Source organism: Mesorhizobium sp. ES1-1, assembly GCF_020164785.1.
Taxonomy (GTDB): Bacteria; Pseudomonadota; Alphaproteobacteria; order Rhizobiales; family Rhizobiaceae; genus Mesorhizobium.
This window is the reverse complement of sequence record NZ_JAIUGX010000004.1, coordinates 62,894-79,421: the sequence shown is the minus strand read 5'-3', so window position 1 is coordinate 79,421 and position 16,528 is coordinate 62,894. Positions and strand designations below refer to the sequence as shown.

At 63.3% G+C, this 16,528-nt stretch carries 21 protein-coding genes; 3 read left to right on the top strand and 18 right to left on the bottom strand.

Annotation, left to right across the window (positions count from 1 at the left end; all coding sequences use genetic code 11):
- Positions 1–39: 39 nt before the first annotated feature.
- The 5 genes from LB513_RS08245 to LB513_RS08225 all read right to left on the bottom strand — a co-directional run bounded on the left by LB513_RS08245 (position 40) and on the right by LB513_RS08225 (position 3,770).
- Positions 40–1,017 (bottom strand): PfkB family carbohydrate kinase, encoded by a 978-nt coding sequence (locus tag LB513_RS08245; RefSeq protein ID WP_224662983.1) that lies wholly within the window; start codon positions 1,015–1,017, stop codon positions 40–42.
- The gene (locus LB513_RS08240) at positions 1,014–2,054 is read right to left on the bottom strand and encodes an ADP-ribosylglycohydrolase family protein (protein ID WP_224662982.1); all 1,041 of its coding nucleotides are present in this window, start codon (positions 2,052–2,054) and stop codon (positions 1,014–1,016) included. The genes LB513_RS08245 and LB513_RS08240 overlap by 4 nt, the downstream gene beginning before the upstream one ends.
- Before the next feature lie 3 nt (positions 2,055–2,057).
- Positions 2,058–2,783: a GntR family transcriptional regulator gene (locus tag LB513_RS08235; protein ID WP_318011181.1), complete on the bottom strand. Its 726-nt coding sequence runs from the start codon at positions 2,781–2,783 to the stop codon at positions 2,058–2,060.
- A gap of 160 nt (positions 2,784–2,943) precedes the next feature.
- Entirely contained in the window at positions 2,944–3,231 is a 288-nt protein-coding gene (locus tag LB513_RS08230) for a DUF982 domain-containing protein (protein ID WP_224662980.1), read from the bottom strand.
- Positions 3,232–3,605: 374 nt separating this feature from the next.
- Complete coding sequence (locus tag LB513_RS08225; RefSeq protein WP_224662979.1) at positions 3,606–3,770, bottom strand: DUF3309 family protein; 165 nt, start codon at positions 3,768–3,770, stop codon at positions 3,606–3,608.
- A 247-nt stretch (positions 3,771–4,017) separates the two neighbouring features.
- Here LB513_RS08225 and LB513_RS08220 point away from each other — a divergent pair, with 247 nt between their 5' ends.
- On the top strand, positions 4,018–4,326 hold the full coding sequence (locus tag LB513_RS08220; protein WP_224662978.1) for a hypothetical protein: 309 nt from the start codon (positions 4,018–4,020) through the stop codon (positions 4,324–4,326).
- A 54-nt stretch (positions 4,327–4,380) separates the two neighbouring features.
- Here LB513_RS08220 and LB513_RS08215 read toward each other — a convergent pair whose 3' ends face one another.
- The 10 genes from LB513_RS08215 to LB513_RS25310 all read right to left on the bottom strand — a co-directional run bounded on the left by LB513_RS08215 (position 4,381) and on the right by LB513_RS25310 (position 13,006).
- On the bottom strand, positions 4,381–5,130 hold the full coding sequence (locus LB513_RS08215; protein ID WP_318011180.1) for a formyltransferase family protein: 750 nt from the start codon (positions 5,128–5,130) through the stop codon (positions 4,381–4,383).
- 304 nt (positions 5,131–5,434) lie between these two features.
- Positions 5,435–5,953: a peptide-methionine (S)-S-oxide reductase MsrA gene (msrA, locus tag LB513_RS08210; RefSeq protein WP_224662977.1), complete on the bottom strand. Its 519-nt coding sequence runs from the start codon at positions 5,951–5,953 to the stop codon at positions 5,435–5,437.
- 194 nt (positions 5,954–6,147) lie between these two features.
- Entirely contained in the window at positions 6,148–7,725 is a 1,578-nt protein-coding gene (locus tag LB513_RS08205) for a glycosyltransferase family 39 protein (RefSeq protein ID WP_224662976.1), read from the bottom strand.
- Between the two features lie 319 nt (positions 7,726–8,044).
- Positions 8,045–8,374, bottom strand: coding sequence for a hypothetical protein (locus LB513_RS08200; RefSeq protein ID WP_224663341.1), 330 nt, complete (start codon positions 8,372–8,374; stop codon positions 8,045–8,047).
- A gap of 100 nt (positions 8,375–8,474) precedes the next feature.
- Positions 8,475–8,675 (bottom strand): hypothetical protein, encoded by a 201-nt coding sequence (locus tag LB513_RS08195; RefSeq protein WP_224662975.1) that lies wholly within the window; start codon positions 8,673–8,675, stop codon positions 8,475–8,477.
- Positions 8,660–8,899, bottom strand: a complete 240-nt coding sequence (locus LB513_RS08190) for an ABC transporter permease (protein WP_224662974.1) — start codon at positions 8,897–8,899, stop codon at positions 8,660–8,662. The genes LB513_RS08195 and LB513_RS08190 overlap by 16 nt, the downstream gene beginning before the upstream one ends.
- Complete coding sequence (locus LB513_RS08185) at positions 8,896–9,096, bottom strand: hypothetical protein (protein WP_224662973.1); 201 nt, start codon at positions 9,094–9,096, stop codon at positions 8,896–8,898. The genes LB513_RS08190 and LB513_RS08185 overlap by 4 nt, the downstream gene beginning before the upstream one ends.
- A gap of 2 nt (positions 9,097–9,098) precedes the next feature.
- A complete protein-coding gene (locus LB513_RS08180) occupies positions 9,099–9,827 on the bottom strand; it encodes a glycoside hydrolase family 108 protein (RefSeq protein WP_224662972.1) in 729 nt (242 codons plus the stop codon).
- A 231-nt stretch (positions 9,828–10,058) separates the two neighbouring features.
- Positions 10,059–10,847, bottom strand: a complete 789-nt coding sequence (locus tag LB513_RS08175) for a hypothetical protein (RefSeq protein ID WP_224662971.1) — start codon at positions 10,845–10,847, stop codon at positions 10,059–10,061.
- A 665-nt stretch (positions 10,848–11,512) separates the two neighbouring features.
- Positions 11,513–13,006, bottom strand: a complete 1,494-nt coding sequence (locus tag LB513_RS25310; protein WP_411962689.1) for a terminase large subunit domain-containing protein — start codon at positions 13,004–13,006, stop codon at positions 11,513–11,515.
- Between the two features lie 94 nt (positions 13,007–13,100).
- Here LB513_RS25310 and LB513_RS08160 point away from each other — a divergent pair, with 94 nt between their 5' ends.
- Complete coding sequence (locus LB513_RS08160; RefSeq protein ID WP_224662970.1) at positions 13,101–13,373, top strand: hypothetical protein; 273 nt, start codon at positions 13,101–13,103, stop codon at positions 13,371–13,373.
- 290 nt (positions 13,374–13,663) lie between these two features.
- Here the strand turns inward: LB513_RS08160 and LB513_RS08155 are convergent, their stop codons facing one another.
- Genes LB513_RS08155 through LB513_RS08145 form a run of 3 tightly spaced genes read right to left on the bottom strand, consistent with a single transcriptional unit; the run spans position 13,664 to position 15,111 of the window.
- Positions 13,664–14,218: a terminase large subunit domain-containing protein gene (locus LB513_RS08155; protein WP_224662969.1), complete on the bottom strand. Its 555-nt coding sequence runs from the start codon at positions 14,216–14,218 to the stop codon at positions 13,664–13,666.
- Positions 14,219–14,258: 40 nt separating this feature from the next.
- The gene (locus LB513_RS08150; protein ID WP_224662968.1) at positions 14,259–14,717 is read right to left on the bottom strand and encodes a hypothetical protein; all 459 of its coding nucleotides are present in this window, start codon (positions 14,715–14,717) and stop codon (positions 14,259–14,261) included.
- A complete protein-coding gene (locus LB513_RS08145) occupies positions 14,710–15,111 on the bottom strand; it encodes a hypothetical protein (RefSeq protein ID WP_224662967.1) in 402 nt (133 codons plus the stop codon). Before LB513_RS08145 ends, LB513_RS08150 begins: the two co-directional genes overlap by 8 nt.
- A gap of 444 nt (positions 15,112–15,555) precedes the next feature.
- On the opposite strand from LB513_RS08145, the gene LB513_RS08140 reads away from it, so the two are divergent.
- On the top strand, positions 15,556–16,371 hold the full coding sequence (locus LB513_RS08140; protein WP_224662966.1) for a class I SAM-dependent methyltransferase: 816 nt from the start codon (positions 15,556–15,558) through the stop codon (positions 16,369–16,371).
- Positions 16,372–16,528: the final 157 nt, after the last annotated feature.

Sequence of the window (16,528 nt, the reverse complement as noted above, 5' to 3'; positions counted from 1 at the left end):
GTCGGTTCCTCTCTTTGTTTGCCCGCTTGGCGGGGCTTGTCAGGCTGTTTGGTGGGCCTTCTGGTTCTGGCCCGGCGCGCCGGTCTCGGGCGTCAGGGTCAGGAAAGTCTCGATTTCGCTGTCGGTCGGGGCCGATGATCCGCCATGGCGGGTCACCGAAATTGCCGCCGCGGCATTGGCGTAGCGCGCCGCCTCGAAAGGCCCCGCGCATCTCGCCAGCGCGCTGATGAAAGCGCCGATATGAGTATCGCCGGCGCCGTTGGTGTCGATTGCGGCAACCCTGAAGCCCGGAATGGCCTGCGCCGTGCCATCAGCCAACCGCACGTAACAGCCTTTGGCCGCGGCACGGATGATGACACCCGCCGCCTTTGGGCAATGGTCGGCCAGAAGTCGTGCCGCCATCGCTTCGACCTCGGCCGGACCGGCGATTTCGCTGGCCTCGGTAGCGTTGCAGCTCAACCATGTCGTGCGGGCAAGAACTCTGGACAGGATCGGGCGTGGAATATCCGCGACGACAGGCGTTGGATCGAAGACGAAAAGCGTTCCGGGAGGCAGCGCTTCGATCCAGTCGGTCAGTGTCTCACGGCTGCCGGGATAGCTCAGCGTGTAGCCCGAGGTGAACACCCAATCGCCGGGCGCAACCGATACCGGCGCCATCATGTCGGGGCTGAGCACACTTTCCGCGCCGGGCCAGGAGACGAAAGTGCGCTCGGCGTCGCTCGAGATCATGGCGACGCAATTGCCGCTGTCCATGACATGCGACGGCGGCGTCACCGTCGCGATTCCCTCGGCGGCCAAGGCGCCGCGCAGGAAGTCGCCATTCGGTCCGCTGCCGAGCTGGCCGCCGAAGACCACTTTCATGCCGGTCCGGGCGGCCGCGACCATCATGTTGAAGCCGCCGCCGGCGACCTGGGCGAAGCTCGATGCGGTCTTTTCCGTGCCGGCTGCCGGCAAGGCGTCGATGCGGTAGACGTAGTCCACCACGGCGCTGCCGATGTGGATGAGGCGCCCGCTCATGCCGCGGCGTCCTTGTCGGACCCGCCTTTGGACAGCCGCCTCGCGACGAGGTCCTCCGCAAGCGCGCGGACCTCCGCAAGATCGAAACCGACAAGCCTGGCGATATGTTGTTGCGGCAATCGTGAAAAGCCGGTGCAGGCGCCGGCCATGCCTGCCGCGATGGCACCGATCGTGTCGGTGTCGCCGCCGAGGTTGGCGCTGATCACCGCCGCTTGCCAGGGGTCGCCATCGGCGACCTCGAGCACGGCGAAGGCCGCCGGCACCGATTCCTGGCTGGCGACGCCGGTGCCGACCAGATCGGTGATCAGCCGGATCGCATTCTCGACCGTCTTGCCGCGCACAAGGTCTTGCGCCCAGATGATGCGCGCCCCGATATCCCCGCCAGTCACCCAATTGCCAAGCGTCGCACCCTGCCGGGCAGCGGCGACGGCAATGTCGCAAGCCGCTCGCCACCCGCCGCCCTCAATGCCGCGGCTGACGGCCGCCGCGACCGCGCTGGCCGAGGCGATGGCGATCGTGGTGTTGTGGGTTGCCCTGCAAGTCTGCGCCACCTTGGCGACGAATGCATCGAGTGGTTCCAGCGGCATCATGATGCCGACCGGCGCGATGCGCATCGCAGCCCCGTTGGTGTCGCCGCTGCGTCCGGCCTCCTCGGCCGGCACACCGTTGTTGATGGCGTCGATGGCGCGCTTGGTCGAAGGCCCCAGCAGATCGTAGCTGCCGCGCGCCTTGACCTGGCGCTCCCAATCGAGCAGCGCATTGACCCAGCGCGTGTGGTCGAAGTGTTCGCCGGACTCGACCAGGATGCGACCAAGCAGCAGCGCCTGTTCGGTATCGTCGGTGATGGTGCCCGCCACAAGCCCCTTCGACACCGGATGTTCGGCGAAGGGCGCGACGAAATCCTCGACATGGCCGTAGAGCTCGGCAATCCGTGCCGGGGACAGAAGCTGCGTCGGCATGCCGAGCGCGTCTCCGAGCGCTCCGCCGACGAGCGCGCCCATCGCCCGGTCGAACATGTCGCTGGAGACGTCTGCCATGGCTCAGAACCTCATGTGAAGCGCAAAATGCGCCGGGTTGAGCAGGCTGGTGACATATTCGATTGGCCGGTCGTCAGCGGCGCGCGTCAGCCGGCGGCCACGCAGGAACGGCGTCCCCTGCGGGCAGCCGAGAATGGCGGCGTCCTCGGGATTGAGCATCTCGATGCCGACCCACTCCTCGCCATGGTCCGGAATGAGCCCGGCGGCGCGCAATGTCTGGTGCAGCGAGCCCTCGCGCAGGCCACGCAGCGGCACATCCTCGAGTTCGGGAGACAGGGGCAGCCGGCTGCGCTCGATCGAGATAGCGTGACCGTCGCTGGCATTGGTGCGGGCGCGGTCCACCGCGATGAACAACGGGCTTTCGATGCCAATCAGCGCAGCGAGGCCAGCGTCCTCGATCACTTCGAGCCGCAACGTCCTCGTCTCGGCATTGGCGCCCGCATTCGCCAGCGCCCGCGACCAGCCGATGGCGTCGTCGACCGGTTTGCCGTCGAAAGTGACAAAGGAGCCGATGCCGACTTTGGTGGTGATCAGGCCGCGGCTGGACAATTCCTCCAGCCCTTTGCGGACGGTGTTGCGGCTGACGGAAAAGCGCTGGACGAGTTCACTCTCGCTTTGCAGGCGGTCACCGAACCCGAGCATGCCAGAGCGGATTTCATGTTCGAGTACGGTGGCGATCTGCTCGGGCTTGCCCGTGCCAGGTAACAGCTGAACCGCCCGCCGCATCATATAGGTACCTGTTCATTGAACCTGTATAGTCCTGTTCAATAGCGGCACGCCAATGGTGTGTCAACGCTCGCGCTATCTTGATCGGCAGGCCCTCGGGCTCCACAGGATCGGATTGCACGGATCCGGCAACCACTACTTGATCGACTTCTGTGAAAAACAGTCAAACGGTCCCGAGAGGTCCGAATGCTGGCGTCCCGCGGGCCTCGACAAGTATGTCCGCCTCGATCGCCGCTTCGAGGAAGGCGGCACGCGCCACCCACGCGTCTCTCCTGCCCTCCAGCACAGCCAGGCAAGCCTTTCGCGCGACAGTGTGCCTCTGTCCCGTCGCGACCGGCCAGCGGTTCATCAGGATGTCAGCGGCTTGAGCCACGCGCTCAACATTGAAGACCCTCCGTCCCGCTCTTCCGAGCGCGACTTTGACCGGCTCATCGAACTGTTGGTCTTTCACGCGCCACCTTTCTACGTCGGACGTGCCGCCTCAATTTCCGCTGTCGTGATAGGTTCCGCTGCGGAACAGCATTCTCGGCAACGGCCCGCGGACCGCTCCAGCACCGATCAGAAACGGCCTGCTACACACTGTCTCTGAATCCGTCCATCGATGTCAGGTGTTTGCAAAGTCCCAAGCCCAAAAGCAAAACCCGCCACGGCGTAGCCGAAGCGGGTCTTGGAGGAGGATGAAGGTGGGACCTTCATCTCTTGTTCCACGGGGGGGCGTGGACCGTGTCAACCATAGCAAACCGATCGGCCATGCTGGATCACAAGCCCAATTGCTTGCATCACGATCAGGTTACGGCGTCGCCCCAAAACATATGCTCTGGCTGACTAAATTCGCCCAAGCACGACAAGCACGATGATGATGAGGAGCACCAGCCCGAGACCACCGCCGCCATAATAGCCTGTTCCGTAAAAAGGTCCGCCGCCGATGCCGCTGAAACCTCCCAGCAGGGCAAGTACAAGAATAATGATCAGTATGGTTCCTAAGCTCATGGTCTTCCCGCTCCTGTAGGCGCTGGTGCGCCGGGTCCAACATCTCGCAATTGGGATGTTGCTGGGGATGTGAACGCGTTCGAAGCGTTAGCGTTCCATGGTCAGCGGAATTCTCCGGACCGCGGGATATGATCCGGTTACTGAGGTTACAAGGTTCAGGGAAGGAATTTTGTTCGGAACTATCAATGGCCCCAGGGATTGTTTCCATAGTCGCAACGCGACGAGATCACAGAAATGGAGATAGACCATGTTCATGAAAATCCTCGCGGCTTCGGCCTTTACAATTGCTCTCGCAACGTCTGCTATGGCGCAGAATGCTAACACAAACGGCGCCGATGGTTCCGGCGGTAGCGGCCAGTCGGTTACGGTTGACCCGAATACCCCCGCCTCTCCGGCCCCGGTCGATCCGGCAGCCACAAACAGCACGACGGGCACCTCGGGTGCGATGAATTCCAACGCCGACCAGAACTGCCCGACCAATCCGCAGGGCGCGCAGGCCGACGCGAGCGGCAATGCGACGGCACCGACGGTAAACGACAGCAACTGCGGTAAGTAAGCAGCTGGCAAGACTGACTAACAACATAAAGCCGCCGGGTCACGCTCGGCGGCTTTATCCCTTAGCGATAGCGTCTTTTGGAAGGATCCTGCCGGACGTGCGGATCTCCAGGGGCAAGTGCCGGCGCGGCACCCTGGCGAGCAGCCTTCTCCAAAGCACCCACCGCTTCACCAGGCGGCTGTAGGCCAGGTGCAATACCCTGCCGTCCGCAAGGTCGAAGGCCACAGTCCCCCATCGCCGAACCGAAGGCTCTCCGGTCGGCGGTCCAAGTCTTCGTATCCGAAAGCCAAGCCTCACGTTCGAGCCGGCACAGGTGATATAGATACCCGGCATCATTCCCAACACCCGCCACAAGCGCGCGACATGGTCGATCGACATCGTGCTAGAGATCATCAGGTGGTGAGCCTCCAGGCGCGCCCAGACAAAATCTCCGGCGGGTTGCGGTTCGCCCGACAGCATGCCGCGGCAGTACGCCGGCGCAGCCTCGCTTACCAGCATTCGCATCGCGGTTGCGTTGCGGTCCGCCAGGATCTCGCTCGACGCCCAGTCCGCCTCTGAAAACGCGACTTGCCCAACAATGTCGCCTTGATCGAAACCGGCGGACATGTTGTGCAAGGTTACCCCGCCATGAACAGTATGAAGGCCATCCACGGCAAGGCGATGGATCGGGTGCGGACCCCGATAGGCGGGCAATAGGGCTGGATGAAGATTAAGCCCGCCCATGGCAAACCCGCCGAGGAATTCCTGTGGTATCAGTTTGGGAAAAGCATGGCAGATCAGCACGTCCGCCTGCACTTGCGACACGTCTCGGCCAAGTTTGTGCCAGTCGTATGGAGGACCGAACTCGATCAGCTTGACCTGGATGTTCCCGATATAGCGCCTGAGCAGGAACCTGCGTTTCAGGCGCCTGCGAGAATTGCCGATACTGAAGCCTTGCGGCCGGCGCCGGAAGGCCGGCACGATGATCGCGCCAATCCGGTGACCTGCCTCCAGCCACCCTGCAAGCATCGGTCCGGTGGAAGCGGAGATATCGAGAACAAAAACCGCTGTGAGCGGCGCCGCTTGGGAAGGCTTCTCGCTCCGCCTCATCCGTGGAACCGCGCGGGCTTTATGAAACGGCCTCCGCGCGGACCGGCAGCTTCCAGCCCGGCCTGACGAAATGGCAGGTGTAGCCGTTGGGGTACTTTTCGAGATAGTCCTGATGCTCGGGTTCGGCCTCCCAGAACGGACCCACCGGCGCGACCTCGGTCACCACCTTGCCAGGCCACAGGCCCGAAGCATCGACATCGGCTATGGTGTCTTCGGCTACACGCTTCTGTTCCTCACTGGTGTAGAAGATGGCGGAGCGATAGCTCAGCCCGACATCATTGCCTTGGCGGTTGCGGGTCGTCGGATCATGGATCTGGAAAAAGCGCTCGAGCAGCGTTCGGTAGCTGATTACCGCCGGGTCGAAGTTGATCTCGATTGCTTCCGCATGGCTGCCATGGTTGCGGTAAGTGGCGTTGGCCACATCGCCCCCCGTGTAGCCAACACGGGTGGAACTGACGCCGGGATAGCGCCGGATCAGGTCCTGCATGCCCCAGAAGCAGCCGCCGGCCAGCACTGCGCGTTCGGTGGAAGTCGCCATAGCACATCTCCTTACAGGGCAATCTCCGCTCGCAAACGGAGCCAGAGTTGCGCAAACATATTGGGTGCTGCCATAAATGGGCATTGCGGCCCATTTCGTCCAGTACGCACTGTAACACCATGCAACCTCTGCTCCAGCGGGCGGAGAGGTATCTGGGAGATCAGCGGGGACAGCCCTGGGGGCCACCTTCAAACTCACTTGACCAGGTTTCCAGCCCTGGGTGGAGTCATGTCCGACGGGTTGTGTGTGCCGGGCAGAATGACGGCGAAGTTGACCTCCACTGGGGCCGCCACACGCGACCAGTCGACCAGCACGGTCTTGACGGGCAATGCCCCAACCCAGGGCCGCAGCCCGGGCGGCACCTCGCTGCCCGACCAGACCAGCAGCATGCCCTGGTCCCGCAGCCGTTGCGGCGTGATCCATGGCGCCAGCCGCATATCGAGGCCAGTGAAGATCGACGGTTTGTCACGGGCATCGAGACCGGCGAGCATGGCCAGATCATCGTCGCCACCGACGATCCCTAGGCGAGCCTTGGTTGCCTCGTGCCAAACCGTTTCAGCTTCATCGGACACCAGTTGGGCCGGCCAGCAGACAGGCTCCAGATGTCCGATCGCCCCACAGGCGGTCGCGCGGGTCGCCGCATACACTGCCGACATGACGACGATGCAAACGCCGGCGCAGGCAGCCAGCCTGCGCAGTTCGGCGGTGCCGAGCCGGCTGCCCAGGCAGGCAATCGCCACGACGCCGACAAGATTGTACATCGGCGCGCCCCACGCCTCGCCTGCCCCGGTGAACAGCGACGCCACCATCATCAGGGTCGCCGGCCCCAGCCCCATCCACAGCAGATAGTTGAGAGCGCGTGGCTCGACTTGCGCCTGGTGCAAACCGTCGGCGGGCCGACCGCGTCGCAACAGGCCGGATATGGAGAGGACGGCGACAAAGCCGGTCAGCCCCGCCAGCTGGACGCCGATGTAATAGAGGCGGGCGCGGTGGGCCATGACCCATTCATTGCGACTCGCGACATAGGTTAGGGGCAGGAAGTCGATGCGATAGAGTGCGATCGCCAGCGGTGCGACGATGCCAATGAACACCACGAGCGCAAGCCAGGGCCAGGGCGCACCAAGCCGAGCGCGAGCCCGCGTGTCGCACAACAGCCAGGTGGCGCCGAACAGCAACAGCAAGCCGGTGGAGAATTTCGCATAGAGCCCGACGCCGGAAACCAATCCGAGCGCAAGCCACCACCCTGGCCCGCCATCGCGGGCCGCCCGCCACAAAAGCCACGCAATGGCGGCCCAGAACGGCATCTGCGCGTAGTCGTGGTTGAATTGCGGCGTCGGCCAGCCGAAGAAATAAATAGTCGGCATCAGCAGCACGGCGGCCAGCGCGCGGGGCCGCCCGAGAATGTCGCGGGCAAGCAGATACACCAGGATGAACGTCGAGGAGATCGTCAGTTGGGCCAGCAGGTACTGGGGCCAGCGGAACGATCCGGTCAACAGGTGGCTGGCCTCGAGCAACCAGGCCGGAAGTTGCGGATGCTTGTATGTCAGCAGCACCCACTCCCGTCCCCACATGAAGCCTTCGACGACATCGCGGGGCGGAGCCGTGTCGACAAGCGCCGGCATCAGCGTCCAGCAGGTAATCTGCGTTACGCAAAGAATGGCCAGCCAAAGCTCGGGACGACGTACCAGGCCGAACGATAATGGCGGCGAAACCGGGCCCACCGCCTGGCCTGCCTGCAGCCAACGATCTATCGTTTCGTCAATACCAGCCATATCGGGCCCAGGTCAGGTCGCAAGGTCTACGAAGAAGCGCAAAGTCGACTGACGAAAAGCTACAGCCAGCGCACCACTCGAAGACCAGGATTGCGCTGGAATTTTGGCGTTCCTGTCCGTAGGCAGGATGCTTCGTGACAATCACTTGCGGCCATCGGCTTCCCCGATGCATCACCGCCATGCCGTCATGGACTAGCGCGAATTGAACTTCCGGCTGTCGCGGAAGCCGTGCTGGTCATCCTCTCGTGAACCAAAACGCGAAAGGCCCGCCATCCCGTGCGGGATGGCGGGCCTCGACGTGAGACGTAAGTGACGCAGGCTAGCCATTGTCGCCCAGCGTCGACTTCAGCTTGCGCACCGCAAACTCGAACAGGATATCCGAAATCCACATGGCGCAGACACCGATCAGGAAGGCGGCGGCCAGCGTGGTGGTGTCTTCGGACGGATCGGGCATAGGCAGGCCGGTCGTCTTGAAATAGGACACCGCCGGCAAGGTGAGATAGGCCGCCGCAAGCGCTCCGCAGATCGGCGAGGCAACCATTTCACGCAGCTTGTATCGATGCCGCGACAGCGCGCGCAGGACACCGCCGGCAAGGCCGGCGGCAACCACGGGTCCCTTGATGCCGAGCAGGTCGAAGAAATCGTGCATCATGTCGTCGTCCTCCAGGTCCGTTTGTGATGGGCCGCCGACCCGCCAGCCTTAGGCAACCCGCCCGGCGGCATGCCCGGGTCGGGCACAGGCGCGGCCGTCACGGCTTCCATCCGCACAATCTCTCGCCCTTGCGATTGTGCGCCAGAAGCGCCTTGACCTCGGCATTCGACAATGTGTCGACCGTCGCCGCCGACAGCCGCAATGGACTGGAGATCGTGCAAAATCCGCCCCTGGCGGAGACGCAGCCGGATGTCGAGGACAACGCGAGGATCACTGCGAAAATCAACCCTTTGCCCATGATTTGAGCTCCTTTCGAGCGTCGGCGGCAGGCAGTGTGCCGATATCGTTCTGCACCTGGTCCGCGATGTCGTGCGCCGCCGCTTCAGAAGCCGCCTGCCTCGCGCGCTCTGCGCGTTGGCCGGCCAGCTTCTGCCGAAAGCCCCAGCCGAGTGCGGCGATGACGGCGCCAACGATGCCGAGAACGGTTGGATTGTTGAGCAGGAGGGAGAGAAGCGCGCTCATTGGTTCGCCTCGTCTCTGACCAGATAGCCGGCGGCGAAGACCGCAACAGGCAAGAGCGTCGCCCACGTCTGCGGATCATACCAGGACGGCCAGACATTGCGCACGAAGACGCCGGAGACGGAGACGGCCGCGGCGGCGATCGTCGCTGCCGTGAGTTTGTTGGTCGGACGAATGGTCGGTTGTTTGATGGTGGCCATGGTCAGAAAATTCCTTGCAAGGCGGCAGCGATATGATGCCAAGCCGTGTAGGCAACGAGCAGGCAGGCGGCGATGGCGCCTCCGGCCTTTGCGGCGAGCAGCACGTGAGCGCCAGCCGGAGATGCCGGCGCCATCCCCGCTGCGTCGCCGGCAGGCGTTGCGGCCTCGGGTGGGAAAGACCCAGATGATGCGGGCTCGACAGGCGCGTCCGCCGAGGCTTGCGCCGACATCAGCAATGCCTGGGACCTCACCGATTTTACGCGGTCCGACCAGCCGCGCCCGAAGGTCGACCATGTCGGCAACCGCTTGAGAAACGCCAGCCGCGAATCGCAGACAAGGTCGATGACGACACCGGCCGGCTTGGCCTTGGCGGCGGCAAGAGTAGCAGGCCCGATGCGGCCGTCCTGAACGGTGCCGACCACCGCTTGAAGATATTTCGCGGCTCGGCTCGGGCCGCTATTCACGGCGAAATCGAACACCGCGTAGTCGACACCATCAGGCAGTTCCGCACCGAGCACCGCGTCCCAGTAGAACCGCCGATAGACCGTTGCCACCTGCCCGTCGCTGATCTTGCGCAAATCGGCCTTAGTGGCGTCGGCCTTTACATAGCGCCTGAAATTGCCGAGCGTTACGCCCTTCATGGTGGCCCCGCCAGGGTCGGCCGGATTATCCGACCAGCCACCTTCTGATTTTAGAACGAGCGCAAGCGCCCGCGCGAAATTGCGGTCCATAAGAGTTCCTTTCCGATTATGTCCAGATACAACCCGCACGTTGGCGGCGGCGATCAGGCGAAAAACGGACTACACGGTCGGAATCATCTCGATCGAAGTGCAGAGCGATGCAGTCAATAACTCAGCGCCATACAGCGACAATCCAGCAGCGATACCCCAGATGTGGGCCATCGAATTGCGAACAAGATTGGTAAAGCTCCAGCTACTTTATCGTCGGGCAAGCCAGAAAGCTCAGATCGAGAGTACGAATTCCTTCAATTCGTACCCACCGGCCAAGTCGCAAAGACCGACGAATCTCTCACCGAGACGCTGAAAAATGGTGGCTTGGGAGCGGCCGTCGATCTCATCTGCACTCCGCCCGAGAACAAGCAAACCGCCATCTGCGACCGTTGGCGCAACAGCACTTACCGCCCGCTCAACTTGCGGCCGGGGAAAGTTGCGCTCGCCGAGGGCGTTCATTACCCGGACGATGTCGTATCTGGCTTGCTCAGGCTCAAAGAAGCTTTCAGATGCCACAGTGAAGCGGGCGTCCGTTTTAGCCTTGGAGATCACATTCGGGTGTAGCAGAGATATCCGCTCTAGCGCCTCTATATCCGGGGAAAGGACCCTAGCGAGAAGCAAGTTTGCCCTTCGGTTACGCAAGGCAAAAGGTCCCAACGCGACTTGCATCATCGTTCGGTCCTTGTCGTAGAAAATGTGGAACGGGCCGCGCCGGGCGGCCCAAAGCGTGTCGTAATAATCGCTTGATCGAACGCGAACCTCGGGTATCGCTTCGCTCAGGAGATTGAATAGGTCGAGGGATGTAACCCCATCCGAAGCGGCCATGTCGTGCACAGCGATCGAGGCAGGCAACAGCTCACGAGCAGTTGACAAAATTGCCTGATCTAAGTGCCAGTGACGATGCTGCCGCGTCATTTTTAAGGTATACGGGCCAGCCTTCATGGCGGCAAAGATCCGGGTTCGCTGCTCGTCAGTGGCGTTTCCAGTTAGGCCGGTGAAGGCTGGGGTAAAAATTCGCATGCTGCAAATTCGATGATGGGCTGCATAATATCAAGTCCAACTTACATCGATTTGGCCTTGCCCCCCAGCGCCCCCAACAGGCGTTCCGCCAGTCCCTGCATTGCCGCCTACTCCGATAATGAGCGTGAGCGAACTTCCAGGTGTTAGGGCGCCCAATGTAAATGTTTTGATACAGAGACCACCCGAACCGCCGCCCCCGGCTCCAGCCGATACGCCCCTTCCTCCCCCACCGCCGCCGCCTGGCGGGTTACCGGGGTTGCCAGGGCTATTGGCTGTGGATTGTGTTGCCCCACCGGTTCCGCCGCCCGCCGGCGCATCAGCTCCGGCGCCTCCGCTTGAGCCTCCTGTTGTTCCTGGGTTACCAGCCGTGTTGATGTCACCGCCAGAGGCCGTACCACCTGCCCCACCGGCCTTCGAGCCTGCTGCGCCAACGCCACCAACGCCCCCATTGGCTACCAGTGACCCGGTGCAGGTTGAAGCACCACCAACGCCCCCAGAGCTAGTGGCGCCGTTGGCCCCACCGCCCCCGCCGCCCCCTCGCAGCGTGATTGTCAAAGAGGTCGAGTAATTTGGAACGACGAACGTTGACGTTCCAGGAGTCGTGAAAGATTGGGAGCCTGGAGTAACGAACAATGATGTGGGATAGTAAGAAATGCTCGGAATGCTCATTGGAGGGCCTCGATCGTGGCCGTTACACCAGCGTCAGATTTGTGTATATGCAGCTTGAACTTGTGGCCGCTGGTCATCGTCAGACTGGAGCCCTTCGGGTAGCCTGTAGCGAAGCCGGAGAAGGTGACAACGCCAGCCGAGGCACCGTTGGTTATGTCCAGTTCTAGATTATAGCTGCCCGACGTCGAAGGCGCCGCGAGTGTAAACGCTCCGTTGTTGATGCATTTGCGAAAATTGCCTCCTACTGGCGAAGGGGCATAGGTCCCGCTCGACTTGGTGCCATCGTCTGCGACCACCGAAGTAAACCCCGCCGTGATACCAGTGTTGTCCACCGCCTTCTGAAGCATCGCCGCTGCAATCTCCGACAGCGTGTCGAACGCCGTCGACACCCCGCCCAGCACCACGTCGACTGCCGCTTTGACGAAGCCCGTTGTCGCGATCTGCGTTGTGTTCGTGCCGGCCGCCGCTGTCGGAGCCGCCGGCGTCCCCGTAAACGTCGGGCTTGCCTTCGGTGCAAGGCTTGACATCGCGACTCCGCTATCCTTGGCGATCTTCCCCGTTGTGCCGTTAAACGTAACAATGTTGTCGGTTACGGCCGAGGCGGGGCCGGCAATCAGATCGACGGCCTTAATCCCGCTATCCTTGCCTACTTTCCCGGTTGTCCCGCCAAAGGTGACGATGTTGTCGACCGCCGACGAAGCCGGGCCCGTGAAGTCTCCGGCGCCCGCTCCATCAATCCCCTTGTCGCCGGCCCGGTCGAACATCAGCCAGACGCCGCCGGCCGTCGTCGGCAGGGTGCCGGTGCCGCTGACATAGCTGAGCGTCAGCTTGCGGTAGCGCGTTGCCGCCATCAGATCGTCGCGCAGCTTCACCACCTGGCCGTCCTTGCGGTGATAAAGCCGGAACTCCTCGAACCAGTCGGTGAGCGTCGAAAACACCTTGAAGCGGCCGGATTGCATGCGGTCGAGCATGTCCATCAGCCCGGCCTCGACCGAGACGGAACCGTCGGCGAATTGCGCGTGGCGCGACAACATGTTCAGCCCGTGCGCGCCATATTGCTTGGCAAGCGCCACGCCCGCCCCTTCAAGCGTCTCGCGGCGGCCGTCACGCGGCCACGCCCAGGGCAGCCAGTCGCCCCAGGGCTTCAGGGTCAGCGTCTGCATGGCGGGCGTCTGTTGCGAGGCGCGCGCGGCCTTGCAGACATAGACGACATCGGCCTCCGTATCCCAGGCGAGCTCGACCGCGGCCGAAGGATGGTCCCAGCCGAAATCGAGCGCGCCCAGCCGCGGCCAGTAGCGCGGCAGCCGGAACGGCTCGCAGGCGATCAGCGCCTCCGCCACCGGAAAGATGCGCCCCGAGCCCAGCACCGGAATACCCCGCGCCCGCGCCTCGCGCTCATGCTCGGGATAGGCCGCAACGATGGCCGCGCGTTCATCGGCCGAATAGTGCGCTGCATCGTCGATTGTCATGAAGGTGACGTGACGCGACATATCAGCCTGCCCTAATATTTAGCCAAATACAGCAATCGGCATTGCTTATACTGTGGATCCGGTCCATGTTTGCTTGGGGATTTGGGGAGCATACATGATCCGCATAGCAATTATGGTGGCCATCGCCGCCGGGACGTCTGCGTGCCAGTCGAACGTGCCGTATGATACGAGCAAGAAGACCTGCAGGATGTATGTGCTCAGAGGATTCCAACACGAAGTCTGCACCCCTGACGAGCCGAACAAGGTCTGCAACATCTGGTTCAATCGGATCACAGGTGACGAAAGGCTGTGGTGCCAACCGCTGACCCGGAAAGCCACCGATCCCAAGGCCCGCGCCAGGCAGCTTGCAGGCAGCCACTACCCATGAGCTCGCCTTCCCTTCTCCCCCTGTGGGGTAGGGCAATCGCATATGAATTTCCCGAAGGCTTTCGCCCTACGAGTACCCCCACCCCTAACCCCTCCCCACAAGGGGGAGGGAGACTTGGTCAGCGGTGATTTCGGAAATGTGCCGAGGTTTTCACACGGATCAGCAGATAGGCAGGGCGCGCGGCAGCGTTCCCTCCCCCTTGTGGGGAGGGTTAGGGTGGGGGTCCCCTTCGAAAGAATCCATATGCGATAGCCCTACCCTGTGGGGGAAGGAAACGCGCCGTGCGCTTCTCACCCCTTCCCCAACCGTTCCACCTCGCCCGCCGACAAAAACAGCAGCACCACATCGCTCATGCCCAGCAGCGGCGTGAAGGTCACGATGGTGATGCCGCCGGTGGCATTGGTGCGGGTCAGGCCTTCGGAATAGATGTCGAGCGGCGGTTCCTCGTCGAACCAGACGCCGTGCAGCGTCTCGCCCTGCCATTTCTCGCGGCCCTTCTCGAAACTCTTGAACGACAGCACGCTCTCGCCGGCCTGCACATCGCCGCCGCCGCCATGGCGCACCACGACGCTGTCAAGCGCGCCGGGCGCGCCGCGGCCCATGATGGTCTGGGCAATAGCATCGGCGGGGATCATGCCGGTGCCCCAGGCCTGCTGCTGCTGCGGAGGGCCGACCAGCACGCGCTGCGGGTTGTCGCGCGTGCCCTCGCCGGTCACCCCCGCCGCCCACAGCCGCACCGGCCCGTCGAACATTTTGCCCCGCCACCAGGCGGGGTAGCGGCCGGTGAGGTGCATGGCCCACTCCGCGCCGCCGGCCCTGGTCTTGCCCAGCTGGTTGCCGGCCATGAACAGCCTTTCGCGATTGGTCGCGCCAGCGGCGTGGAATTCAGCCTGGCGTTGATAAGGCGCGTAGGTCGCCAGCAGGTTGTTGCGGCGTCTCCGGTCCAGCTCCGCAAGCAGCGCCAGATATTCCGTCCGCGCCGCCTCCGGCCGGCTCGTCGAGGAACGGCCTGAGAATGGCTTCGAGGCTGCGGATGCGGCTGCGGATCTCCTCATCGCTCAGGCCGTCCAATTGGTTGATGGTGACAAGCGCGTCTCCCGAAAAATCCTTGGGCAGCACCGAAAGCACGATCTTCAGATATTGGTCCGGCTTGTCGGCCCGCACTTCGGCGATCACGCCGGCGCCATGTGCGCGGAAATCGGCGCGCACGGCGGCGAGGAAATCATCGCCCAGTGTTTTCTTGCTTCGCTTCGGGCGGGGTGGAGGCGCGGCGGCCGTGCCGGCGGCAGCACGCTTCGCCGGCCGTGACTTGCGGCGCGCCGGCCTCGCGGCGGCGTCAGACATCGGCCCGACCCGTGTCAGCGGCATCGCCCGCGCAATTGGCAAAACCCGCCTTTGAGATCGATCTGGCCGGCTTCTTCGAGCGCGGCTTCTTCTTCGCCGCCTTGCCCTTCGCGCGCTTCTGCTTTGCCGGGGCAAGGTTCGCCGCAACGGCTCGTCCTGCCACCCGCGCCCGGGCTTCAAGCCGCGCCAATATCAAGCCAACGACCGGGCCGCCGGTTTCAGGCTGCGGAAAACTGAAGCCGCCGGCGCCCCTCACCATCCCGATCCGCACGCCCGGCGCGACCTGCTCGATCCGGCCAAGACGCGACTGGGGTGCCGCGCCCTCGAACTCGCCGATGGCGCTGACGACGTCCTGGCCGTCATCGCCGGTAATGATCGTGGCATAGCGGGGCATGGGATTTCTCGCGGAGTGGATCGTCGGATGGAGGCCGGCACTCTACGGCGCCCCCCTCTGTCCTGCCGGACATCTCCCCCACAGGTGGGGAGATCTGACGCCGCGACGGCTTTCGCTAATCGCCGGCATCGCAGGATAGGCCGCAACGCGCAAGCTGCTGATCTCCCTCCTTGTGGGGGAGATGTCCGGCAGGACAGAGGGGGGCGCCGTGGAGCACCGGCTTACGGAAAAAGGATCACGGCCATAAAACACAAAACCCGCCTCGGCGGGCGGGTCAGCGGCGCAAATCAGCACCATGGACAAATATATAGCATGGCTGCCTTCACCCGGTCAACACATGTAAGAAAAGATTCCTATAACGTTGAGCCTTGGGTGGCACCCGTCCCCCCCACATTGCTTAAAACCCCCATCGGTGGGAAACTGCCGCCTCGATGGGAGGACGGCATGAGCAACGTCACCACGCATTACGGCAGCGACGGCATTGTGGAGCGCATCCTCGCCGCCATTCCCGATGCCACGATAGGCAGCCTCAGCGCCGAGCAGCTCTATCCGTTCGACCAGCTGCATGGCCGTGAACTGATCGCCACGCAGGACCACGCCGCCCGTCTCGCGCCCTCGCCTGGCGACCGGATCCTCGATATCGGCAGCGGCATTGGCGGCCCGGCTCGCTTCCTGGCCGCGACCTATGGCTGCGACGTCGAGGGGGTCGACCTGACGCCGGCTTTTGTCGAGGCGTCCAACCGGCTGACCGAGCTCTGCGGCCTGGGCGAAAAGGTCCGGTTCCAACAGGCTGACGCAGCGAAACTGCCGTTTGCCGACGCGACCTTCGAAGCGGCCATCTGCTTTTATGTCGGCATGAACATCGCCGACAAGCCTGCCGTGATCGGCGAGGCCTTCCGGGTGCTGAAGCCTGCGGGCCGGCTGATCTGGACCGAAGCGGTGTTGGCCGGTGGCGAGCCCTATTACCCCCTGCCCTGGGCGATCGCCCCGGCCGCGAGCCATCTGGTCGACCGGGCCGCGCTGCAAGCCCTGTTCACCGATGCCGGCTTCCGGATCGACGAAATCATCGACGAAACCGGCGACCATGTCGAACTGGCGCGCAAGAGGGCCAGTTCCGGCATCGTGCCTTCCCCGGCGCAGCAGCAGGCCAACGAGATCGTGCTCGGCGCCGAGTTCGTGCAGCGGCGCAAGAACTACATAGGCAGTCTCAGCGACGGCAAACTGGCCTCGCTGGCAATCATCGCCTCGAAGACGGGCTGAGCCCAGCACGGGCTTGCGGGAAAAAGCAAAAACCCGCCTGGGCGGCGGGTCGTCGGCCCAAATCAGCACCATGGGCAGATATGTAGCATGGCCGCCCTCATCTGGTCAAGGTCGAAAGGACAATATTCCTAGCGGCAGGAGGGCCACATAGTAGCCT

Coding starts and splice junctions, on each gene's coding strand:
- LB513_RS08245 (WP_224662983.1), bottom strand. CDS start 1,017: ATGAGCGGGCGCCTCATCCACATCGGCAGCGCCGTGGTGGACTACGTC.
- LB513_RS08240 (WP_224662982.1), bottom strand. CDS start 2,054: ATGGCAGACGTCTCCAGCGACATGTTCGACCGGGCGATGGGCGCGCTC.
- LB513_RS08235 (WP_318011181.1), bottom strand. CDS start 2,783: ATGATGCGGCGGGCGGTTCAGCTGTTACCTGGCACGGGCAAGCCCGAG.
- LB513_RS08225 (WP_224662979.1), bottom strand. CDS start 3,770: ATGAGCTTAGGAACCATACTGATCATTATTCTTGTACTTGCCCTGCTG.
- LB513_RS08220 (WP_224662978.1), top strand. CDS start 4,018: ATGTTCATGAAAATCCTCGCGGCTTCGGCCTTTACAATTGCTCTCGCA.
- msrA (WP_224662977.1), bottom strand. CDS start 5,953: ATGGCGACTTCCACCGAACGCGCAGTGCTGGCCGGCGGCTGCTTCTGG.
- LB513_RS08205 (WP_224662976.1), bottom strand. CDS start 7,725: ATGGCTGGTATTGACGAAACGATAGATCGTTGGCTGCAGGCAGGCCAG.
- LB513_RS08200 (WP_224663341.1), bottom strand. CDS start 8,374: ATGCACGATTTCTTCGACCTGCTCGGCATCAAGGGACCCGTGGTTGCC.
- LB513_RS08195 (WP_224662975.1), bottom strand. CDS start 8,675: ATGGGCAAAGGGTTGATTTTCGCAGTGATCCTCGCGTTGTCCTCGACA.
- LB513_RS08190 (WP_224662974.1), bottom strand. CDS start 8,899: ATGAGCGCGCTTCTCTCCCTCCTGCTCAACAATCCAACCGTTCTCGGC.
- LB513_RS08185 (WP_224662973.1), bottom strand. CDS start 9,096: ATGGCCACCATCAAACAACCGACCATTCGTCCGACCAACAAACTCACG.
- LB513_RS08180 (WP_224662972.1), bottom strand. CDS start 9,827: ATGGACCGCAATTTCGCGCGGGCGCTTGCGCTCGTTCTAAAATCAGAA.
- LB513_RS08175 (WP_224662971.1), bottom strand. CDS start 10,847: ATGCGAATTTTTACCCCAGCCTTCACCGGCCTAACTGGAAACGCCACT.
- LB513_RS25310 (WP_411962689.1), bottom strand. CDS start 13,006: ATGTCGCGTCACGTCACCTTCATGACAATCGACGATGCAGCGCACTAT.
- LB513_RS08160 (WP_224662970.1), top strand. CDS start 13,101: ATGATCCGCATAGCAATTATGGTGGCCATCGCCGCCGGGACGTCTGCG.
- LB513_RS08155 (WP_224662969.1), bottom strand. CDS start 14,218: ATGGCCGGCAACCAGCTGGGCAAGACCAGGGCCGGCGGCGCGGAGTGG.
- LB513_RS08150 (WP_224662968.1), bottom strand. CDS start 14,717: ATGTCTGACGCCGCCGCGAGGCCGGCGCGCCGCAAGTCACGGCCGGCG.
- LB513_RS08145 (WP_224662967.1), bottom strand. CDS start 15,111: ATGCCCCGCTATGCCACGATCATTACCGGCGATGACGGCCAGGACGTC.
- LB513_RS08140 (WP_224662966.1), top strand. CDS start 15,556: ATGAGCAACGTCACCACGCATTACGGCAGCGACGGCATTGTGGAGCGC.